The 16,960-nt window shown below is 51.3% G+C and carries 15 protein-coding genes and 1 pseudogene; 1 reads left to right on the top strand and 15 read right to left on the bottom strand.

The features are described from left to right. From C7445_RS13175 to C7445_RS15035, 14 genes and pseudogenes are all read right to left on the bottom strand, one after another. Positions 1 to 255 (bottom strand): annotated as a pseudogene (locus C7445_RS13175) (hypothetical protein); the annotation flags it as partial. Between the two features lie 268 nt (positions 256 to 523). Beyond that, positions 524 to 1,453, bottom strand: a complete 930-nt coding sequence (locus C7445_RS13180) for a hypothetical protein (protein WP_243835192.1) — start codon at positions 1,451 to 1,453, stop codon at positions 524 to 526. Between the two features lie 186 nt (positions 1,454 to 1,639). Then, positions 1,640 to 2,107, bottom strand: a complete 468-nt coding sequence (locus C7445_RS13185) for a hypothetical protein (RefSeq protein WP_134161040.1) — start codon at positions 2,105 to 2,107, stop codon at positions 1,640 to 1,642. A 3-nt stretch (positions 2,108 to 2,110) separates the two neighbouring features. After that, on the bottom strand, positions 2,111 to 3,241 hold the full coding sequence (locus C7445_RS13190) for a ParM/StbA family protein (RefSeq protein ID WP_134161042.1): 1,131 nt from the start codon (positions 3,239 to 3,241) through the stop codon (positions 2,111 to 2,113). A 490-nt stretch (positions 3,242 to 3,731) separates the two neighbouring features. Next, positions 3,732 to 4,259: a hypothetical protein gene (locus C7445_RS13195; RefSeq protein ID WP_134161044.1), complete on the bottom strand. Its 528-nt coding sequence runs from the start codon at positions 4,257 to 4,259 to the stop codon at positions 3,732 to 3,734. Positions 4,260 to 4,369: 110 nt separating this feature from the next. Beyond that, positions 4,370 to 9,094, bottom strand: coding sequence for a hypothetical protein (locus C7445_RS13205; protein ID WP_243835193.1), 4,725 nt, complete (start codon positions 9,092 to 9,094; stop codon positions 4,370 to 4,372). Then, entirely contained in the window at positions 9,087 to 10,319 is a 1,233-nt protein-coding gene (locus C7445_RS13210) for a hypothetical protein (RefSeq protein WP_243835194.1), read from the bottom strand. The genes C7445_RS13205 and C7445_RS13210 overlap by 8 nt, the downstream gene beginning before the upstream one ends. Before the next feature lie 256 nt (positions 10,320 to 10,575). Beyond that, positions 10,576 to 10,773 carry a transposase gene (locus C7445_RS13215; RefSeq protein ID WP_134161048.1) on the bottom strand — a complete coding sequence of 66 codons (198 nt, stop codon included), beginning with the start codon at positions 10,771 to 10,773 and terminating at the stop codon, positions 10,576 to 10,578. 11 nt (positions 10,774 to 10,784) lie between these two features. Then, positions 10,785 to 11,627, bottom strand: coding sequence for an RpnC/YadD family protein (locus C7445_RS13220; RefSeq protein WP_134161050.1), 843 nt, complete (start codon positions 11,625 to 11,627; stop codon positions 10,785 to 10,787). A gap of 247 nt (positions 11,628 to 11,874) precedes the next feature. Beyond that, positions 11,875 to 13,026 (bottom strand): hypothetical protein, encoded by a 1,152-nt coding sequence (locus C7445_RS13225; RefSeq protein WP_134161052.1) that lies wholly within the window; start codon positions 13,024 to 13,026, stop codon positions 11,875 to 11,877. Beyond that, positions 13,023 to 13,520 (bottom strand): DUF4365 domain-containing protein, encoded by a 498-nt coding sequence (locus C7445_RS13230; RefSeq protein WP_134161054.1) that lies wholly within the window; start codon positions 13,518 to 13,520, stop codon positions 13,023 to 13,025. Before C7445_RS13230 ends, C7445_RS13225 begins: the two co-directional genes overlap by 4 nt. 120 nt (positions 13,521 to 13,640) lie before the next feature. Beyond that, positions 13,641 to 14,342, bottom strand: a complete 702-nt coding sequence (locus tag C7445_RS13235; protein WP_134161056.1) for a hypothetical protein — start codon at positions 14,340 to 14,342, stop codon at positions 13,641 to 13,643. 14 nt (positions 14,343 to 14,356) lie between these two features. Continuing rightward, positions 14,357 to 15,397 carry a helix-turn-helix domain-containing protein gene (locus C7445_RS13240; protein ID WP_134161058.1) on the bottom strand — a complete coding sequence of 347 codons (1,041 nt, stop codon included), beginning with the start codon at positions 15,395 to 15,397 and terminating at the stop codon, positions 14,357 to 14,359. A gap of 92 nt (positions 15,398 to 15,489) precedes the next feature. Next, on the bottom strand, positions 15,490 to 15,699 hold the full coding sequence (locus C7445_RS15035; RefSeq protein WP_134161060.1) for a helix-turn-helix domain-containing protein: 210 nt from the start codon (positions 15,697 to 15,699) through the stop codon (positions 15,490 to 15,492). Positions 15,700 to 15,865: 166 nt separating this feature from the next. Between C7445_RS15035 and C7445_RS13250 the strand changes: the two genes are divergently transcribed. Next, positions 15,866 to 16,516 carry a helix-turn-helix domain-containing protein gene (locus C7445_RS13250; RefSeq protein WP_166669151.1) on the top strand — a complete coding sequence of 217 codons (651 nt, stop codon included), beginning with the start codon at positions 15,866 to 15,868 and terminating at the stop codon, positions 16,514 to 16,516. Between the two features lie 10 nt (positions 16,517 to 16,526). Here the strand turns inward: C7445_RS13250 and C7445_RS13255 are convergent. Then, on the bottom strand, positions 16,527 to 16,960 hold a 434-nt coding region (locus tag C7445_RS13255; protein ID WP_134161064.1), incomplete at its 5' end, for a hypothetical protein.

The following is a 16,960-nucleotide window of genomic DNA, read 5'->3' on the forward strand; positions in this document are numbered from 1 at the left end:
CAGACGTAACAACGACATGATTCGGTTCCCTGGCACGACGTATCGGCCGCTCGTCACATGCTTCGGCACCTTGTACTGCACCTCGAACATGTCCCGTCGGCGCAAGAGCAATCTCTGTGCGCTCTTTTGGTGAATCGCTAGCAATCGTGCAATCTGTCCGTTCGTCATGACGCCCATCCGCACCATCGCACGTGCTACTTCGCTCGCCCGCGCTTCCGCTAGCGCCTCCCATTCGGCCTCTCCGTGCTTCGTCATTTGCGTTGTCTCCTTCCAGTTCAGCCGCTCATCGAAAGCCGTGTGCCGTATCGCGCTTGGGAGCTTTAGACCCCGAAACCCTGAACGGGTTCCGGTCCCTAAAGCTCCCCTCGTACTTTTCTTAAGCGTGTTCCGACTTCGATTAATGGTTGTAATGCCTTGGAATACTCTACTTCTGTCTTGTCTACGTAGTCACTTGCAACGTTCACATGCAGTAGAATCACAGATGACAAGATAATCTGTGTTGCATGTGACAAGATAAAGATGTCTATTTTCTCCTTTTACGCTCATAGAGACAATGATTGCAGATCCATTTTGTGCAGATTTCGTTATCGAGATTAATCGCCAATTTTCTTCCACACACAGGACAATCATCCTCAGACGTGATTTTTGGCGGCACTAACGGTATGCGGAACTCAGTCTGCTCAATGACCTCGGGCTCATCCCACGTAGGAAACGAGTTTGCTGACGTCCAGACATAGAAACTGCACAGAGGCTCCTGAGCCCCTTCGTCCATCGATTCACGCCATTCCACTGCGTACGAAAAGTAGCGAGGACGGTCGCTCCGAATCAGTGCGCTATCCCGAAGGCTATTGATGACCACGTGAATCGACGGAATATACTTGTCCAAGTCTTTGATCATCCAATGTTCCGGAGGCGTTTCAAACCGAACGAGCATTCGTGCATACTGCGGCGGTTCCTTCGGAATCAAGCTGTTCTCCCAGTACCTCACGTACGTGAGATAGTCCATCTTGAGCTTATGAACGAGCCAAAACCACAACTGACGTCTCCGTACATACGGACGGTCTCGATGATAGGCCGGATGAAACTTCTTCTTCGCACCGTGTCCCAACATCCAAACCGGGACATTTTGAATTGCAAATCCGCCCTTCATCGGCTTGAGTTTGAGATTTTCGGGCAGATGGTCGAATTCCACGAGATTCGAAGCCGGGTTGTAATGCGCAAGCCGTGACGCTGCTTCTTCCCACAGAAATTCCTCAACACGCGCGTTGACTTCCTCAATACCACCCAGATACTCCGTGACAGGATACCGGTCATCCTCCGCCGTCAAATCAAGAAGAGTATCAAATACTGCATTTATGAGAATGTGCCATTGCCGAAGTACATCCAACGGGTCTTTCGAATTCTTCATCATCTCCAAATTAAGCTTCGTGACAGGGTGCATTCCCTTCGCCACAGTCATCCCTCCTCCCCGTTACCGTAACAGGAGGGATCAGTCATATTACGCCAATTTTACGCCATGTTAAACAAAATGCGCACCCGTTCTGTACCGAGTGCGCATTTGTATTCCTAAGTCGACGTCTACACTACGCAGACAGTCTACGTAACGCATACGTAGTCAGTATACGTATACACAACGTTTTCACGTTCCCTTGAGCTTCCTCAGCAATTCCAGAGCTTTGGGGTCGATGTCCTGTGTATTGCTCCGCACATTCTCAAACACAGTTCCTTCTTGAAATTCCGTGTTTGGTTTCTCTTGTTCACGAGCCAACTCTGTATGAGTTTCGCGTCCGTCGCTATTCGGAATCGATACCAGCGAACGGCCTAGTAATTGATATGCGAACAACACCAGCGCCCGTTTGAACATCGGACTATCGAGCACATTCAACTCGTCATCTGTCGCATCAGGCAACGCAATAGTAACGCTCCGTGATTCTTGAATCCGATCCTCCGCGACCTTAGCGAAAAAAAATTCACTCACAGCACCCGCTCTGCCTCTGGTGGAACGCTTGGCGATACGGCTTAGATGTTCCAGATCCTCTTCAGAGATGTTTTCTGGAATGCGGAAGGACAGAACACTCCCCGCCTTAAAATCCGGACGACGTGGCATGACTTACACTTCCCCTACAAAAACTTCAGCTTTACGGGAGAGTACAAGCATCTTCCAATATGACTCGACAATCATCCAAATGCTTTCTTCAGCCGACTCCTGCCAACGTAGTGGGAATACACGCTTGCTGTTGTCGTTGAATTGCATCAGATATGGACGTATAAGAGCTGCACCACCACCGATTTGATACACGAGTTCCAAGTCGGATACTTTTCTCCACATTCGCTCCAAATGCTCATGTTGCGCCCTTGCACAAGACATGAGGGTATCGTCCACAACGTCCTTAATCGATGTCATTTTCCCGTCGACATAGATGTGGTTTTTTCGCTCATCCTTGGCCAACAATACATCTCTGACTAAATTCCTGCGCGAGCGAATTCGGTGGTGATAACGTTCATATACCTGTTCAATAATTTGATCCAGATACTCCGACACTCCACTGTTCATGCCATCCGAGTTAATGTTATCTGGCTCACCTCGCTCGATGACTGCTGAATCCGTCGAGAGCCCACCAATGTCGTTGATAAGAATAGACTTTTGCAACAACTCTTCATTGCGAATACGACCATGTTCATCGGTGACCAGATGCATCATCGCTGCTTGTCCCTCGCTGTACACATCCACCGACTCAAACTCGATTCGCACGGTAGTTTTTCCGATTTGTGGAGTCTGGAGGAATTCCACTTCATGCACTTTGCCCATCAAGCGATCACGGAAAACATGTTGTGCTCCAAGCTGTTTCACTTCCTTCAGCGGTAAACCTGTGGCCAACGCGTACCTAGCTTCAATTACTCCATTACCATTGCGCGACACGTAATGTACGGCATCCAGTGCAAGAACCACCAAAAGCATGATGACTGCCTGGTCGCTAGTTGATTTGAGATCGCCAGGTTCTGGTTCTTGATTTGACGGGTATCGTGTAGCCAAATTCCCGACAGCATACACACCGCTTTTGGCAAGCGACGGACTCGTCACTCGACAGTGAATTCCTTCATATACACTACTCTCTAAGGACACCACACCGCGGTCTTCGGGTACTTCAGCAATAACGTTCGGCAAAACTACTCCTTTTGCACCCTCATAGATAGGCTTCACACTATCATTGCCAATGTCCACAGCAGCCAGTCTGACCATACGACATTTCATTCTCCCTTCAGAACCACGTATACGTTTACTAAACATAAACGTTATATAATTATAATATCAAAAGTTTACATTGTGTCTACGTATACGTGTATATAATTTATATTTAGATATATTATAAATATTATATGTACATAACGTTTACGTATACGTCTTCATATTATCTACGTTTCTTTAAACTCTAATTACTCGGTAGTCAAGCTAAGGCGAAAATGCGGGGCGAGGCGGTGTGAACCCCGTTTAGAAGAGTTCATCCGCCTCGAATAACTCATCTATCCAGACATCTCACCAAGCGCCTCAGTCAGGGTCCTCGGCAGGAAAACGGCCCGTCATTCCACGAATCACGCCAAAATTATAGGGGACGGCCCGCACCGCCCCCTGTCTCTTTTTCATACACTGTACCTAATCCCTGCTCAGACCCTATCAGAGCCTCCATTATGTGTCGATAAACAATAGGAGAATTTCTTATTCAAACGCAGATTCAATGAAAAAATGTCACCCAATCCTCCAGTTGTGAAGCAGGCAAAATCCCCGGCACCTCCACCCACGCCTTCCCGTCGCGATGATACGCATCCGGCGTCGGAATGGTCTGCGACACGTATTCTGTTTGCCCAGACGGAAGAGGATCGCTCGGATACCCCTCCTTTCGCCAAATCGTCTCCGCTTGCGCCTTGGTCACACCCGTCCATACCACCACGGGATACACCTTCATGCGTGGCCAAATCTGATGAAACTGCTGAATCGCATATTGCTCCATCGGTGAAATGTACAGCACATTTGAGCCCTTCACCGCGATCGGCAAATGGCTAACTCGCTTCTTGCGCGCGTCAAATCCGATCAGCTCCGCTTGGAGATTCCCTGGAAGCCTATCCATCACCGCATGCACGGATGGCGTGGTGATAGAGCTCGAAGATGTCTGTGACGTCGCATGCGGTATCGTCCCGCACCCCGAAATCGTCGCCGCGAGCGCTGAAGCGGCAAGAAGTCCTGTCCACCGTTTTGTCCACATCTTGCACATTCGCTCCTTCCAAAGATGACTCTATCATCTCTGCGCAATAACCTGCGCCAACTTTACGCCAATCTGGTGCATGAAAAAGCCGCCCGAAGGCGGCCTCTCGTCTACCAGGTCTGATGTTCATGGAAGTACGTTCCGGGGTCGTTTCCGCTCACCCAGGTATCGCGTATGGTGAACGATGCCTGCGCTGTCGCAACCTGATTGTCCGTCGACTTCACCCAGAACGTCACCGTGTACGTCCCGTCCTGCATGTACTGGAGCCACTCATCCCATGCCGTTGGGATACCGCCCTCCAAATATCCGTCTGACGGGTTGTACGTGAGCGCAATTGCCGGCGGCGACGTCCAGTTCACGGGCGAACCTGGCGGCATCATCGGGTTCATGCTGATCGCGGGCAAGTACACGTAGGCTTGGGCAATGTCAGTGATGGACGGCTTCACCTTGAAGAGCAGGTCTTCACCCGCCCAGAAGTCCGACTCCGACCGCACGAGTTGCGGCTGTGGATCGACGTTCGTGTAGTAGTTGTTGTACGAATCGAGATTCTGCTGCCAAGCAGGCGTGTGATAGACCTCCGCATCCGACAACGTGAGCTTGGCTTGATTCCACGTGACCTGCACCATATTGCTCGCCTGGTCATGACCGCCGGACGGATTCACAAACCACGCGATGAACGTGTCTGTCGTCGGTGCGCTTTCTGTCCACGTCGCGGAATAGCTTGACGCATTCGCTGTGCTCGTGCCGACAACCTTGCCTGTAGTCTCATCGTAGATCTCAATCACATCGCCGGGACCTCCGCCCGTTGTGCTGGTGGCTGTCAGCGTCGTAGCTTGCCCGGCGCGCAGTGTGGTTGGGGTCGCTGACAGTCCAAGATCGTAACTGTACCATGTGACCGAGACAGGTGTCGAAGTAGCCGACACACTTGCGGCAGGGGTCGTTAGAGTGAACGTTTGTTGTTGGTATACAGGTTGTGCCGAACTTTCCTGCAACAACGTCTGTTCCCACGACCAAGTTCCTACTTCCCCCGAAAACCATCCGGATGGCAACTGACTGATGTAGCCCGTAGACATCCACTGTGATGCATCTGAAGTATCTAAAACGTCTACACCGTTGCTTACGACCTGTAAATTTACGCCCGCAGGATTAAAGAAGCTTCCACTAAATCCATTGTCATTTAACCCCTCAATGACAACTTGATGCTCCCCAGGAGACATTTGTATAGTCGTCGATGTTGACTCCGGAATTCCACTACCAACCAGCTTATCTTCTTGTCCACTCCCCCCAAATTTTGCTTGGAGTATTGCATGGCCATCTACATAAACTTGCTCATAGTCATCAACCGTCCCATTGATGTTGAATGTCACTGCTTGAGAACTAGAGAGAAAGAAAGACCCTAGAAAAAATCCAACACCATTCGGGACATCCGTACCTCCCACACTGAACCATATATCCCTTGCATAATTGGTACTTGGTATGGCCGTTTGATTAAACGCGGATAATGGTATATATCCTGGCATTTGTGTAAATGTCCAGAAAGGAATACTTCCACCATTGTTGTTGATGCTTGGCGCTGTAGGATTTCCCGGCTGTACAACCTCAGCTTCGTATTGATCCATTTCGGGCTGGTTTCGCGTTTGCACTGAACTCACAACCGTTTGCCCTGGTTGACCTGTTGCTATAATCCCCCCAGTTGATAAATCTTCAATTTCCAATACATATCCTGATGGCATATTTAAGGCGGTTGCCGTCAAGGTGGTGGAATTATTCACAAATAACCTGTTTTTCGTTGCCGTTAGAGTAACTCCATACCAGTCTACCGACATCGTGTTGCTTTGCATAAGCTCCCCCGAAGTCCCACTATTAGTTGAAACATACGCTACAAAGTTATCTGTTTGTGGTTCTCCCTCCGTAACCTGAACAGTATATGGAGTTGACAAACTGGAGCCGATTAACTGCCCCGTACTTTCATTCACAATCACCAAATAGTCTCCGCTCGGGACATTCTGCCCGGAAACTGTCAAAGTTGTCGCTTGTCCAGCTGGTAACAAGGTGGGATTTGCATTAAGTGATAATCCAGTCCAAACGACCGTTTGCGTGTTGGATTCCGTTCCAATCTGCTCATATCCATCATTTAACCAAGCGATGAAAGTGTCCGTCTCGGCATCGAACGATGTATACTGTGCCGTTTCCGGCGATGTGCCCGACGTCGAAACCGTCTGCCCCGTGGTCTCGTCCATGATGACTAGGCTCCACCCCGACGGAATGGGTTCCGAAGTCGTAGCCGTCAGTGTTGTGCTTTGCCCAGTTGGCAGATACTTCGGATTTGCGGTCAGCGTAATTGTGCCTGTCCACGCATTCACCCAGTTCACATCGAGTGTGGAGGTACTCAAAGCATCGCCATTCGCGTCATACACTGTGGCCGTGTAGTGCACGGTTACGGTTTGCCCAGACGCTGGATTTTCGGTTTCCGTATACACATCGTACATGTTCGGATCGTTAGTTACATTCCAAGCGTCCGTTCCTCCTGTTCCTTGAATGACGACGTAATCTCCTTGTGCCCATGTACCAGTCACGGAATACGTTATATGGTCTGATTCTCCCGGTTGATTCGATGTTCGATCTGCTGTTAGTGTGATTGCAGGTGGTGTGCTCTTCCATGTAACGCCAACCGAGTTCGAATGGGCGACCACTTGTCCAGCCGCATTTACAATCTCTGCACTATAGGTGATCGTAACCGACTGTCCATTCGCAGGATTACGCATATCGGTAAAAGATCCTGTAGAAGCTGTGTCCATTTCTTCGAATGGAGGACTTGCTCCGACACCACTCAACTCAACTTTATCGCCTGGTTGTAAATTTGAAGCTTGATACGAAATGGTTGTCGACTGCCCGGAATTCAGCTGAGTTGGCGAAGCCGACACATAAATCGTCTCCTGCGGCAACGTCCATGTCACCAACACCTCATTGGATTGGGCGATGATAGCGCCTGTACTGGCATTAATGACATCAGCTGTATAGGAACCAGTTTGCGCAATCGTACTAATGGCACTTACTTCAGATTGCGACTCTCCAATTAAATGATCTGCATATATATTGGCACCTTGAAGCGTGTAGCCGTTCCCCATATCGACAAACTCAATGTAATCTCCTGTTGTATTGCCATTCACCGTCGCTGTGAGCTGACTGGGTTGATTAATCTGTAGACTGGTTGGACTCGCACTTAATGTGATACTGACAGGAGAATAGGAGTTTCCAGAACCAGTCGAACCACTACTCCACGTCACCTGCACCTGATTCGACATGGCAACCGTCTGCCCCGTCGATGCGTTGATGATGCTCGCCTGATACGTGACGGTCTGCGGTGTCTGACTCACGGCCGGTCCACTTAACCCCGTCTCACCCACTACGCCATCTTCGAACGTGTTCGATCCGTCGAATGTGTCCGCTCCTGAGATATCCGAAAGTTCAATAAAGTCACCCGAGGTGTTTCCACTCGCGATAGCCGTGACGCCTGTATACTTTCCCGTAGCCAGCGACGTCGGCGACGCGCTCAACGTGATGGTCGGACCGTTTCCGCCATTCCCGTTTGTTCCGCCCGTGTTGCCGGAGCTTGTCCACGTGACGGACACCGTGCCCGACGTTGCATCCACATGCCCTGTGTTTCCGTTGATGATCACCGCTTGATATTTGGCTGTTTCAGGCGTTGAAGAGTACACCGTCTGACTCAGCGACGTTTCCCCGTAAACACCGTCGCTGTATGTATTCTCACCCGCTATCGTGTCCAGTCCGCTGACGTCCTTGAGTTCGATATAGTCATTCGCAGGCACATTTTTGCCTGTCGCCGTTACGACGCTGCCCTTGCCGGCGGGCAAGCTCGTTGGGTTTGCTGTAATCGTCACGCTCGGCGGTGAGACGGGCGCAGCTGTATTCACGGCATACGAAGCCTCGTAGTAGCGGTCGATACCGTCGACGTAGTACAAGTAGAGCATACCGCTTCCGCTTGCGCCGCTTGGCACGGTGATCTGAAACGATCTCGTCGGCGCAATAGCCGGGATGTACGTGTCCTGCCATGGCGTGAACCCATACGTCGCGACCTCCTCGTTCGAGTGGCCTACGTCCGCGTTCACGTAGGTGCCCATGTTGTTGAAGTACCACACCGCGATGAGCCCCGACGGTGTGCCCGAACCAGGCACTTTGTCCGGATTGCCCGTCCCGTCATCGCTTGGGTCGTTGTTGGTATTCGTCACCGTGACCGTACTCCCGGGCACGAGCGACTGCCCGTTCTGCACGCTGTCGATGCGCACGTACGGCTTGGCGTACGGCGCCAGGTGCACGTACTGACCTGGCGCGTACCAGTACGGGTTGCTGTACGGATTCGGCTGCGCGTACCACCCCGACAGGGTGTACACGTCCGAGCCGGCGTAGTAACCATAAATAGGTTTAGAACTGGGCTGTGATTTATCTTCCAACACAAATCCATAGTTACCTAGAAAATGTTGAATCCAAACCGGATTCGCTCCGTTCCCTGGTATCTCGGTAGCTTGAGTAAAGATGTAATCTCCAGGACCATACCCATTCATCGCTTGTTGATTGGCTACTTCCACCGCAGGAACTTGCGTAGATCCGTTATTACCACCGACACTTATGTTGTCTCCTGTTCCTGTGAAATTGTCTTGAATGTTACCGTTAGTCCACGCACCTCCATTAAGTTTAACTTGAACTAAATCTCCGTTAGAAATGGCAGCCTCGACAGGCGAAAAGCTCACAAGCATAGCCGAAATGAACAGACCACCCGCAGTGATGGACGAAATAATTTTGGTCTTTTTATCCATACTGCATGACCTCCGAAGGGTAATTCAGTCCTGCAGCTTGCAACTGAACTACTCTTTGCAACTTCCCCTTCGAATACAGAAATTCAAACGTCAAACCGCTTGCTACCCATCCACCTTGTCTTGCGTTGTAGGGATCGGTGATAGTAGTCGCCGATTCAAAACACCATTCCCCAACTTTGGGGGAGACAAAACCAACCGAAGAATCATAAGCACTCACCTTATGTTCATATGGGGAAAACACCTGATAGTCTGGCTCGTAAAACGCCTGTTCTTGTAAAGATGGATTGTTTGTCTGATAAGCCTTAACGGCTATGGAATCGGAGAATGAATAAGCACTGTATGCATGTTGGTTAGAATCCAAGAACACCCCATTAATGTTTGGGGTATACCCTGTACCGCGTGTGTATCTATACACAACGTTTCCATTCGATAGAAACGTGTAGTTTTGGGAATCCACAGTTTTGATCAATTGGAGATAGACAGATGGCCATTGAGACATTTTGAACTCGTATCCCGGTCGTGCAAGACCCCTAAATGCCGCAGATACGCTATACTCAGCGTCAACAAGCGGTGCCAACAACTCCACCCTGTTCGACCCCAACTGCCGCCACCCACGGCTGACCTCCACGATGTTGTTGCGGATCGCCATCATGTCCTTCTGGGTCAGTACGCTGTTCGGCCCCTTCACGTCCGTGCCGTAGAAGAACGAGAAGTCCTGCAACAGCGTGTACGGGTCCTGCGACGGCTCCCACGCCATGTTCACGTGGCGCGCCTTCACTTCCCAGTCCACGATCCACTGCGCCAGTTGTCCTGCGGTGACCGGTCCGTTCGGGTCCGTCACCTGAATGCCCAAGTCGGCCGCGTACTTCGACTCCGGGTCTCCCGGGAATACACACGCCAATCCAACCCACTGTGACGGTGGAATCGGCTTGTATTTCCAATCCCACTGGGCATTCTGGGTGGCAGGATCGATGCTTTGGAGACCTGTCGGCCAGCTCGGGATCGTGTTGAACACCTCAATCAGCTGGTACACCGCGCTTTTCTGCGTGAGCACGTTGGGGTTCGTCGGCGCGTTGCTTGTTGTGTTCGATGTCGCGCTCGCCGTCGCATTTGCCGTGTTGCCCGTGCTCGGCGCGTTGGTCGTATTTGTGGCCGCGTACACCGTTCCCGCCAACATCGATGAAACCGTCCCCAACGTCACGATCGCTGCAATGGTCTTCCTCATCATGAATCGCTCCCTTTGGATGAAATAAGTGTAAGACCAATTTAGCACACGTTGGATCTCCTCCTTTCCCGTTTCCAAGCCGACTTTAGCGCATCCAAACACGCAAAACGCGCCACTTTCGCGCCAAAGTTTGCAACCTTCTCATCATAGTCACCGTATCACGCTGGGCATGCGAGTTTGCGCCATTTTTAGGCCAGATTTTGCGGACACAAAAAAGAGACCCGGACCAGCCGAGTCTCCGAGGGCCGCTTTAGCTTCAGTGTAAGTTCTGCCGAATTTCCTCCACGACCTTGATATCCAAGCCTGTAAGTTCCACAACGTCCTGCACACTGGCTCCTTTGACCAGCATACGATGTGCAACTTCCCGTTTGCCTTCGAGCAATCCCTGTTGCAACCCCTTCTGAATTCCCTTCTCCTCAAACTCCCGCTCCAGTTCACGCAACAGATCCGTCATCTCCAGCACCTTCAATGCAGATGCTTCTTAAGTTCTTCCAACTCTTCACGCGATAGCCCCGTTGCCTTTTCGACCACTTCTGTTGGTACGCCTTCTGACAGCAGATTGTGTGCAACTTGTCTCTTGCCTTCTAAAAGCCCTTGTTGCAACCCCTTCTGAATTCCCTTCTCCTCAAACTCCCGCTCCAGCTCACGCAACAAATCCGTCATCTCCAGCACCCTCCTTAGCTGTTCCTTTTGCTCATCCGCCATCACGCGCCCGCTGAAGCCGAGAATCAGCGCCGCCAGATAGTTCTGCTCGTGCACATCCGGCACGCGCTGCACAACTTCGACGATCTCCTCAAACGCTTCATCCCGCGTCCGGCGCTCAAACCGCATGTGAAACGCGAACGCCAACCGTACCCGGTCTTCCTCCGTCCACTCATGCGCGGACAGGTGGCGCTTCACGGTCTCCAGTGCCTCGTCCCCGTCTAAGTGGCCCAGGTACACATTCTCGACGGTGTAGTGCATGCTGCCCGCGTCCAACGTCTCCGGTGCCTCGGTCACGTCGCGCGTGTACAGCACCACCGTTCGGATCGGCCGCTTGTACCGTTCAGCAATCGCCCAATCGTACGTGCCAAAGCGGTACAGATTCGGCTCGCGTGTGGTCTGAAACTCCAAGTGCAGCAATCGTCCATCGGCAAGATCCAGCATGATGTCCGTGAACTCCTGTCGCACCTCGACCTTTGGCAACTCTGTCGGCAATGCGCGCACCACACGCGCGTTATGAATACCGATGACCGACAGCACCTCGCCCGCCAACGCGTTGGTCAGATGTTTCGCCACAATATCGTTTCCGGTTCGTGCGATCTCCATCGTGCTCATTTGCCTCCAGTATACCGCGCCGTCTCCCCTTGCGCGATGTCCATCGTCTGGCATTGTAGAATTATTCCCTTATGGTATGCTTAAACTGAATAGGGAACTCGGAGGTGCCAGCTCCGAATTCCCCTGGCATGGTTGCCTCGTGCGTCCCACTCGCCAATGTTTGTTTGACGGAAAGTAACCGCCCCAAGGCAGTCGAGCGCGATGGGGCGGTTACTTGTGTTTCTAAGACCCAAACAAATCACTCTTCAGCAACTCGCTCGATCCGAAAACCTCGAGGGGATTTTAGTACAAAACCATTTCCTTCCCTAACCAGTTCTCCATAGCACACCACAGGTTGTTTCCGATCATGGGCTTGAATCGCCAGTTGATATTGATCATGGCTAAGATGAATCTTAACCCGGCGAATCTGTCCATCTAAAAAACCGTACACTACGACACTTCCCGCGTCTTCATCGAGTTCCCTTGCAAGGTTGACAACGACTCCTCGAAGTTCTACATCCTCCACAGGGGATATGGCTTTAAGCATTCTTCCTGCTTCTTTGATAATCGGCAACATATCTGATGGGAACGACACGTAACTGGATATCGGTCGAGAAATCGGACGTATGGGTGCCCATGAAAACCGTACATCCACTTGCATGACTTCAGGTTCATCACCTATGAATTCAAGCGCTTGACACAAATTAGCGTTAATCCCCCTCTCCACACCCTCTTCAAATGCGTCAAATACCCCCAGGCTTGAAGCTACCTCGGCGGCCTCTCGTGTTGCCACCAAGCTGTCTGCTAACTTCATGGTGACTTGGCGCTCAAACGGAGGCTCCCCATCATCGAACAACAGCATCTGCTGACCTCTCATGAGTTCCGGTGTCACACGAGACAAGGCCGTTACCACAAAGCTCCCTTGTTCCGTTTGACCGAGATGCACTTTCTGGATGTACTCAGTAACACGATTCGGTCTACGCGAATGAAAGTATGGTTTAGGAGACACTGCTGCACTCGCTGCAGCTACAAGCAAATCCCGCACTCCTTGAATCAGCTTGACGCCCTCTTCAAGCGGCACCGTACCATCATGAACATCTCTACGTTGCACCCGTACACGAATTAAGTCACCCGACACGGTTTCGATGTCCTTCAAAATCTCAAGCTGAGAACGGCCCTCAACCGACTCCAATATTTGCAATGCCTCACTCATGCGCAGTACATAATCCCCTAGCGACGGATCTAGGGGTAACAGAATTTCTGCTGTATCTCGTCCTTCATCTTTCGCCCACACGGCGCCCTTATCCCCTATACGACTGATTTGATGCCAGCCTTGCGCACGTAAATACGCGGCCAATTCTCGTGGAGGGATTCTTCGCAATATATCCGAATCCCGAAGATAAGCCTTCATAGTTTCCCCTCCCTTCCAATAGTTCGCATAATTTCGGTTAACGACTCCACAGAGAAGACTTGTCTCCTTGGAATCTCAATCATCACAGAGTATTGATTGTCTGTTTCAGGTCTCCCGCTTAAGGAAATCCAATATCCGCAACGTCGCAAAAGAAGACCATCTTCGGATTGCGACAACCATTCTTGCTCGGCATCAGGCAGAACAACGACAACCAGAATTCTAGGAACCAAAATGTCTTTCAAGATAAGGTCGTCATAATTCTTTCTCTTGAGAGGGAACTTTATGACCTCTTCATACAGGATGTCCTGAGCCGTACTTTTCAGTTGCACATCGAGCTTCGGTGAACGAAAACGCCCCGTCCTATCCTGACTACATATCGTGAGATCGATGCTCTCAACGTCTACACTGGGTCGCACCGTCGAAAACCCCGCAGCTGCTGCAACGGCATTCACATATGCAAAACTGAACTGTTCTTTGCACAAATTCAAATCCATGTCGCGCCATGCACCCTTCGAACGGTTTCCGCTAGCCACTCTAACGAATCGATCACGCAACTCTTCGAGAGCATCATCTAGCAAACGTATTCCCGCGTCAAGACAAGGCACCTACTTGTTTTAGGGCCACAATGCCCGCTGCTCAAACCGCACCACACGCCCCTTCCGGCTTGGCATCGTTGGCACGCGCTTGGCGGCCTCCATCAACTCCGCAAGCTCCCGCTCTTTCAGCACCGTGGCAAGCATCCGCCCCACGTGTACCGCCATGTCGCTGATTTCACGATTCAGCGTCCGCGATGACATGTGCAGTTCCATCGCGCAGGCCACGAGCTTCTTGCCCTGCTGATACCGCAACCGGAACAAATCCCACCATTCCGTACCCTCGACAGCCTGTTCAATCACCCGCATTTGGTCTTCCAACGCTCGAAGCGATTGCCGTACCTTCACCTTCGTCTTCAAGCTCGTCGCTTTGATACGCTTGCGAGACTGCCATAGTATCCGGTACAAGTTCAGCGCCCCATACCCAATCTCCTGATTCGTCGCGTCATCATGCGCGTGGGGGTCACCGGACGTCGGTTCCGGCGGCATAGGCAAAAGACATGTCTGCTGTGCCTCCTGCTTGTCCTTGACACGGCCGTGCACCAGCTGCCACCCGCCTGCGCCCTCTTGTACGTAGATCCGCAGCACAAGGTCATCCAAGCGAACTCCGATTGCTTCAAACACCCCGCGCAGAACCTCCACAAACGTGTCGGGTGCTAATGCACACGTCATCATATGCTCGCTCGTCGGACTCATAAGGGCGTACGTGTAATATCCTTCCATCTCACGCCACCTCCTCAGTCGTCTGGAAAGAGCGCATAGAATGCCGCATATCGCTCGTCACGGACACGCTCCTTGCGTATCGGTTGGGATGTGCGAGTTCGGCTTGTCCGATGCGACGACGGTTGAGGCTTGGCGCAGTCTTCCCGATACTCCGACCAGTTGACGGTCTCGACCGGCGTGCGCTTGGCAAGCTCGGCCGCCCAGCGCTGCTTGATGACTTCAGCGCAGTACGCGAAGCTCCGCGGTCGTCGGTCGGCGAACGCGGCGAAAGTGTAGTCAATCCCGGCCAGGATAAAGTCCATGGGGACGCCGCTCGCTGTGAGTTCCTTTAACGCGCGATAGTCGTTGCCTTTGGCGAAGTAGGGTCGTCCCAGGTGCATCGTCATGCGCTGGTCAATGGTTATGTATGGATCATCATCACTCGTCCAAGCACTTGGAGAAGTTACACTAGGCAAGGAAGTCTCGTATGTATCCGCCTGAGTCTCACTAATGACGGCAATGTTTGCTGGCATGTCGGGAAGGTCGGCAAGAACATCACGCTCGTCTTCCTCGATGTGGAACATGCGCGCGTGCGCGCGATCTTCATCGTCATCTAAGTTAGTGGATATAGTTAATGGATCTACTTCTGTGGTCCCACAGACCATACGTATGGTCTCTGTGACCATACGTATGGTCTCTGTGACCATACCCTCCCCCCTGATTTCTGGGGGTATAGTCTGTGAGACCATACCCCTAGGACACGCGTCATCGGGGTGAATGATGGTGTATAAGTTTGTGAAAAACTCACCGCTCTCTTTCCGTCCACGAAACTCTTTCAGCAACAACCCTGCTTCAATCAATTCCCGAACGGCTCTCTGAATCGTAGACTTCGAGAATCCGACCTCTTCAGCTATCGTTCCATAACCAGGAAAACTTTGACCTTCGCTATCAGCACGACGGCACAGATAGATGTATACCGCCTTTGCATGACCACTCACTTTGGTTTCGTAGATTCGATTCGGAAATTGGCTGAACTCACTAATCCATCCCTTGCGAACCCGCCCTAATTCGACCATAGGGTCTCCCCCTTCTCGACTGAGTTCGACACGATTCGAAGACGAAGCGGCAATGATGTATAGATTTTACAGAAAACCATATATATCTATGCCTATTCGTCTACAATTGACGAAAAGAAATAGCAAGGGTGAACACCGAAGTATTCTGAAATCTTCTCTAGATCGTCGATATTCAATCGCCTTTCTCCCGAAAGAATCTTCGAGTACCAGCTTGCGTCTTTCCCACAAACCAAGGAGATTTGACGTTTCATAACCCCTCTAGAAGCACGAAGTTTTTCGATTCGTTCTACTACGGAGTTCATATCTAGCACCTCCCCACGGATAACAACTAAGATGATTTTACCAGTATTCCTTTATGGAATGTCAATATTTATATCCTTATGGGCAAATATATTTTCCGAATCGGAAGTTGTCATGTAACTTTGAAACCAAAGTAGAACTTATGACCCATGAGTGGTGGGAGACGTATTGGACTACAAGGAGTCTTTGGGAAAGCGTCTGCGTTTAGCGCGACAACGCGCAAGATACAAGCAAAAGGACGCCGCCAAAGCGGTTGGAGTCCATTTTAGCACGATGGCCAAGTACGAAGCCGGTATTCGTGAGCCTGACTTCGAAACGATCACCAAGCTTGCCCGGTTGTATGGCGTGTCTACGGAGTACCTCATGACTGGGGAAACCTCCTCTTCGGAGAACGAGATCGAACCCATGCAGCTCAGTGTGCTTGGCAATTATGTGCGTATCCCGATTTTGAAGTCGATGCGGGCAGGTGACGATCTCGCTTTCCTCGAGAAATTTGCAACGGAGTTCCTTTTTGTCGACTCTTCAGCATCATCTGGTTATACTGGCTTTGCAATTGAAGCTCAAGATACACGCATGCTCGGCGACCATATCCTTCCCGGAGATATCCTGATCATAAAAACGAGTCACGAACCCGCTCTGTCAGATATCTGTTATGTCTCTGTCAAGGGGGAAGATGGTATCCTCGGTCGCGTTCGATGCTTCGAGCATCTCTGCTGTATCTACTTCAGCAACCCGCAATTTGATGCAATTGTCTGTCGCGATATCGACGTGGATGTCCTTGGCATCGTAACAGAGGTCCGGCGCAAGATTCGCAAGTAATGACAGTGACCTAGGAAGCATAACTCTGCACGACCGGCACGATTACCGTGAAAGGCTGCACGTTTGCCGCGTAGCTCGGCATCGTGAACTGTACCACTACGACCATCGAAGGGGCATCCAGCGTCTCGTTAATCCCATACGCGCTGTTGACGTAGTGGTACGGGAAGATCGCGTTGCTCCAGTCGTAAAACTCCTCGTCCACAATCTGCGGTGCGACATGGAACGTCGAATTCGGCACCGGTTGGAGCGTGTTCGGATCAAGTCCGAGGTTGTTCGCCAGCGTCTCCCGGAAGGTCTGATCCGCCTCCGTCTGGTTAAAGATGGGCTGGCCGTTCGCCGTACTGGACGGCACCACATCCTCCACCGCGTCCTGGCTCGCGAGGAACATCGCATTCACGATACGGTGATACACCACCGTCTCCATCTCCAAGTTCAGCACCTGTT

It is taken from the genome of Alicyclobacillus sacchari (assembly GCF_004366795.1).
Classification (GTDB): domain Bacteria; phylum Bacillota; class Bacilli; order Alicyclobacillales; family Alicyclobacillaceae; genus Alicyclobacillus; species Alicyclobacillus sacchari.

What these genes read in the sequence shown, in the direction of transcription:
- C7445_RS13185 (WP_134161040.1), bottom strand. Translation starts at nt 2,107, where the DNA reads ATGCCACGTCGTCCGGATTTTAAGGCGGGGAGTGTTCTGTCCTTCCGC.
- C7445_RS13190 (WP_134161042.1), bottom strand. Translation starts at nt 3,241, where the DNA reads ATGGTCAGACTGGCTGCTGTGGACATTGGCAATGATAGTGTGAAGCCT.
- C7445_RS13195 (WP_134161044.1), bottom strand. Translation starts at nt 4,259, where the DNA reads ATGTGGACAAAACGGTGGACAGGACTTCTTGCCGCTTCAGCGCTCGCG.
- C7445_RS13205 (WP_243835193.1), bottom strand. Translation starts at nt 9,094, where the DNA reads ATGGATAAAAAGACCAAAATTATTTCGTCCATCACTGCGGGTGGTCTG.
- C7445_RS13210 (WP_243835194.1), bottom strand. Translation starts at nt 10,319, where the DNA reads ATGAGGAAGACCATTGCAGCGATCGTGACGTTGGGGACGGTTTCATCG.
- C7445_RS13215 (WP_134161048.1), bottom strand. Translation starts at nt 10,773, where the DNA reads ATGACGGATCTGTTGCGTGAACTGGAGCGGGAGTTTGAGGAGAAGGGA.
- C7445_RS13220 (WP_134161050.1), bottom strand. Translation starts at nt 11,627, where the DNA reads ATGGAGATCGCACGAACCGGAAACGATATTGTGGCGAAACATCTGACC.
- C7445_RS13225 (WP_134161052.1), bottom strand. Translation starts at nt 13,026, where the DNA reads ATGAAGGCTTATCTTCGGGATTCGGATATATTGCGAAGAATCCCTCCA.
- C7445_RS13230 (WP_134161054.1), bottom strand. Translation starts at nt 13,520, where the DNA reads ATGGATTTGAATTTGTGCAAAGAACAGTTCAGTTTTGCATATGTGAAT.
- C7445_RS13235 (WP_134161056.1), bottom strand. Translation starts at nt 14,342, where the DNA reads ATGGAAGGATATTACACGTACGCCCTTATGAGTCCGACGAGCGAGCAT.
- C7445_RS13240 (WP_134161058.1), bottom strand. Translation starts at nt 15,397, where the DNA reads ATGGTCGAATTAGGGCGGGTTCGCAAGGGATGGATTAGTGAGTTCAGC.
- C7445_RS15035 (WP_134161060.1), bottom strand. Translation starts at nt 15,699, where the DNA reads ATGAACTCCGTAGTAGAACGAATCGAAAAACTTCGTGCTTCTAGAGGG.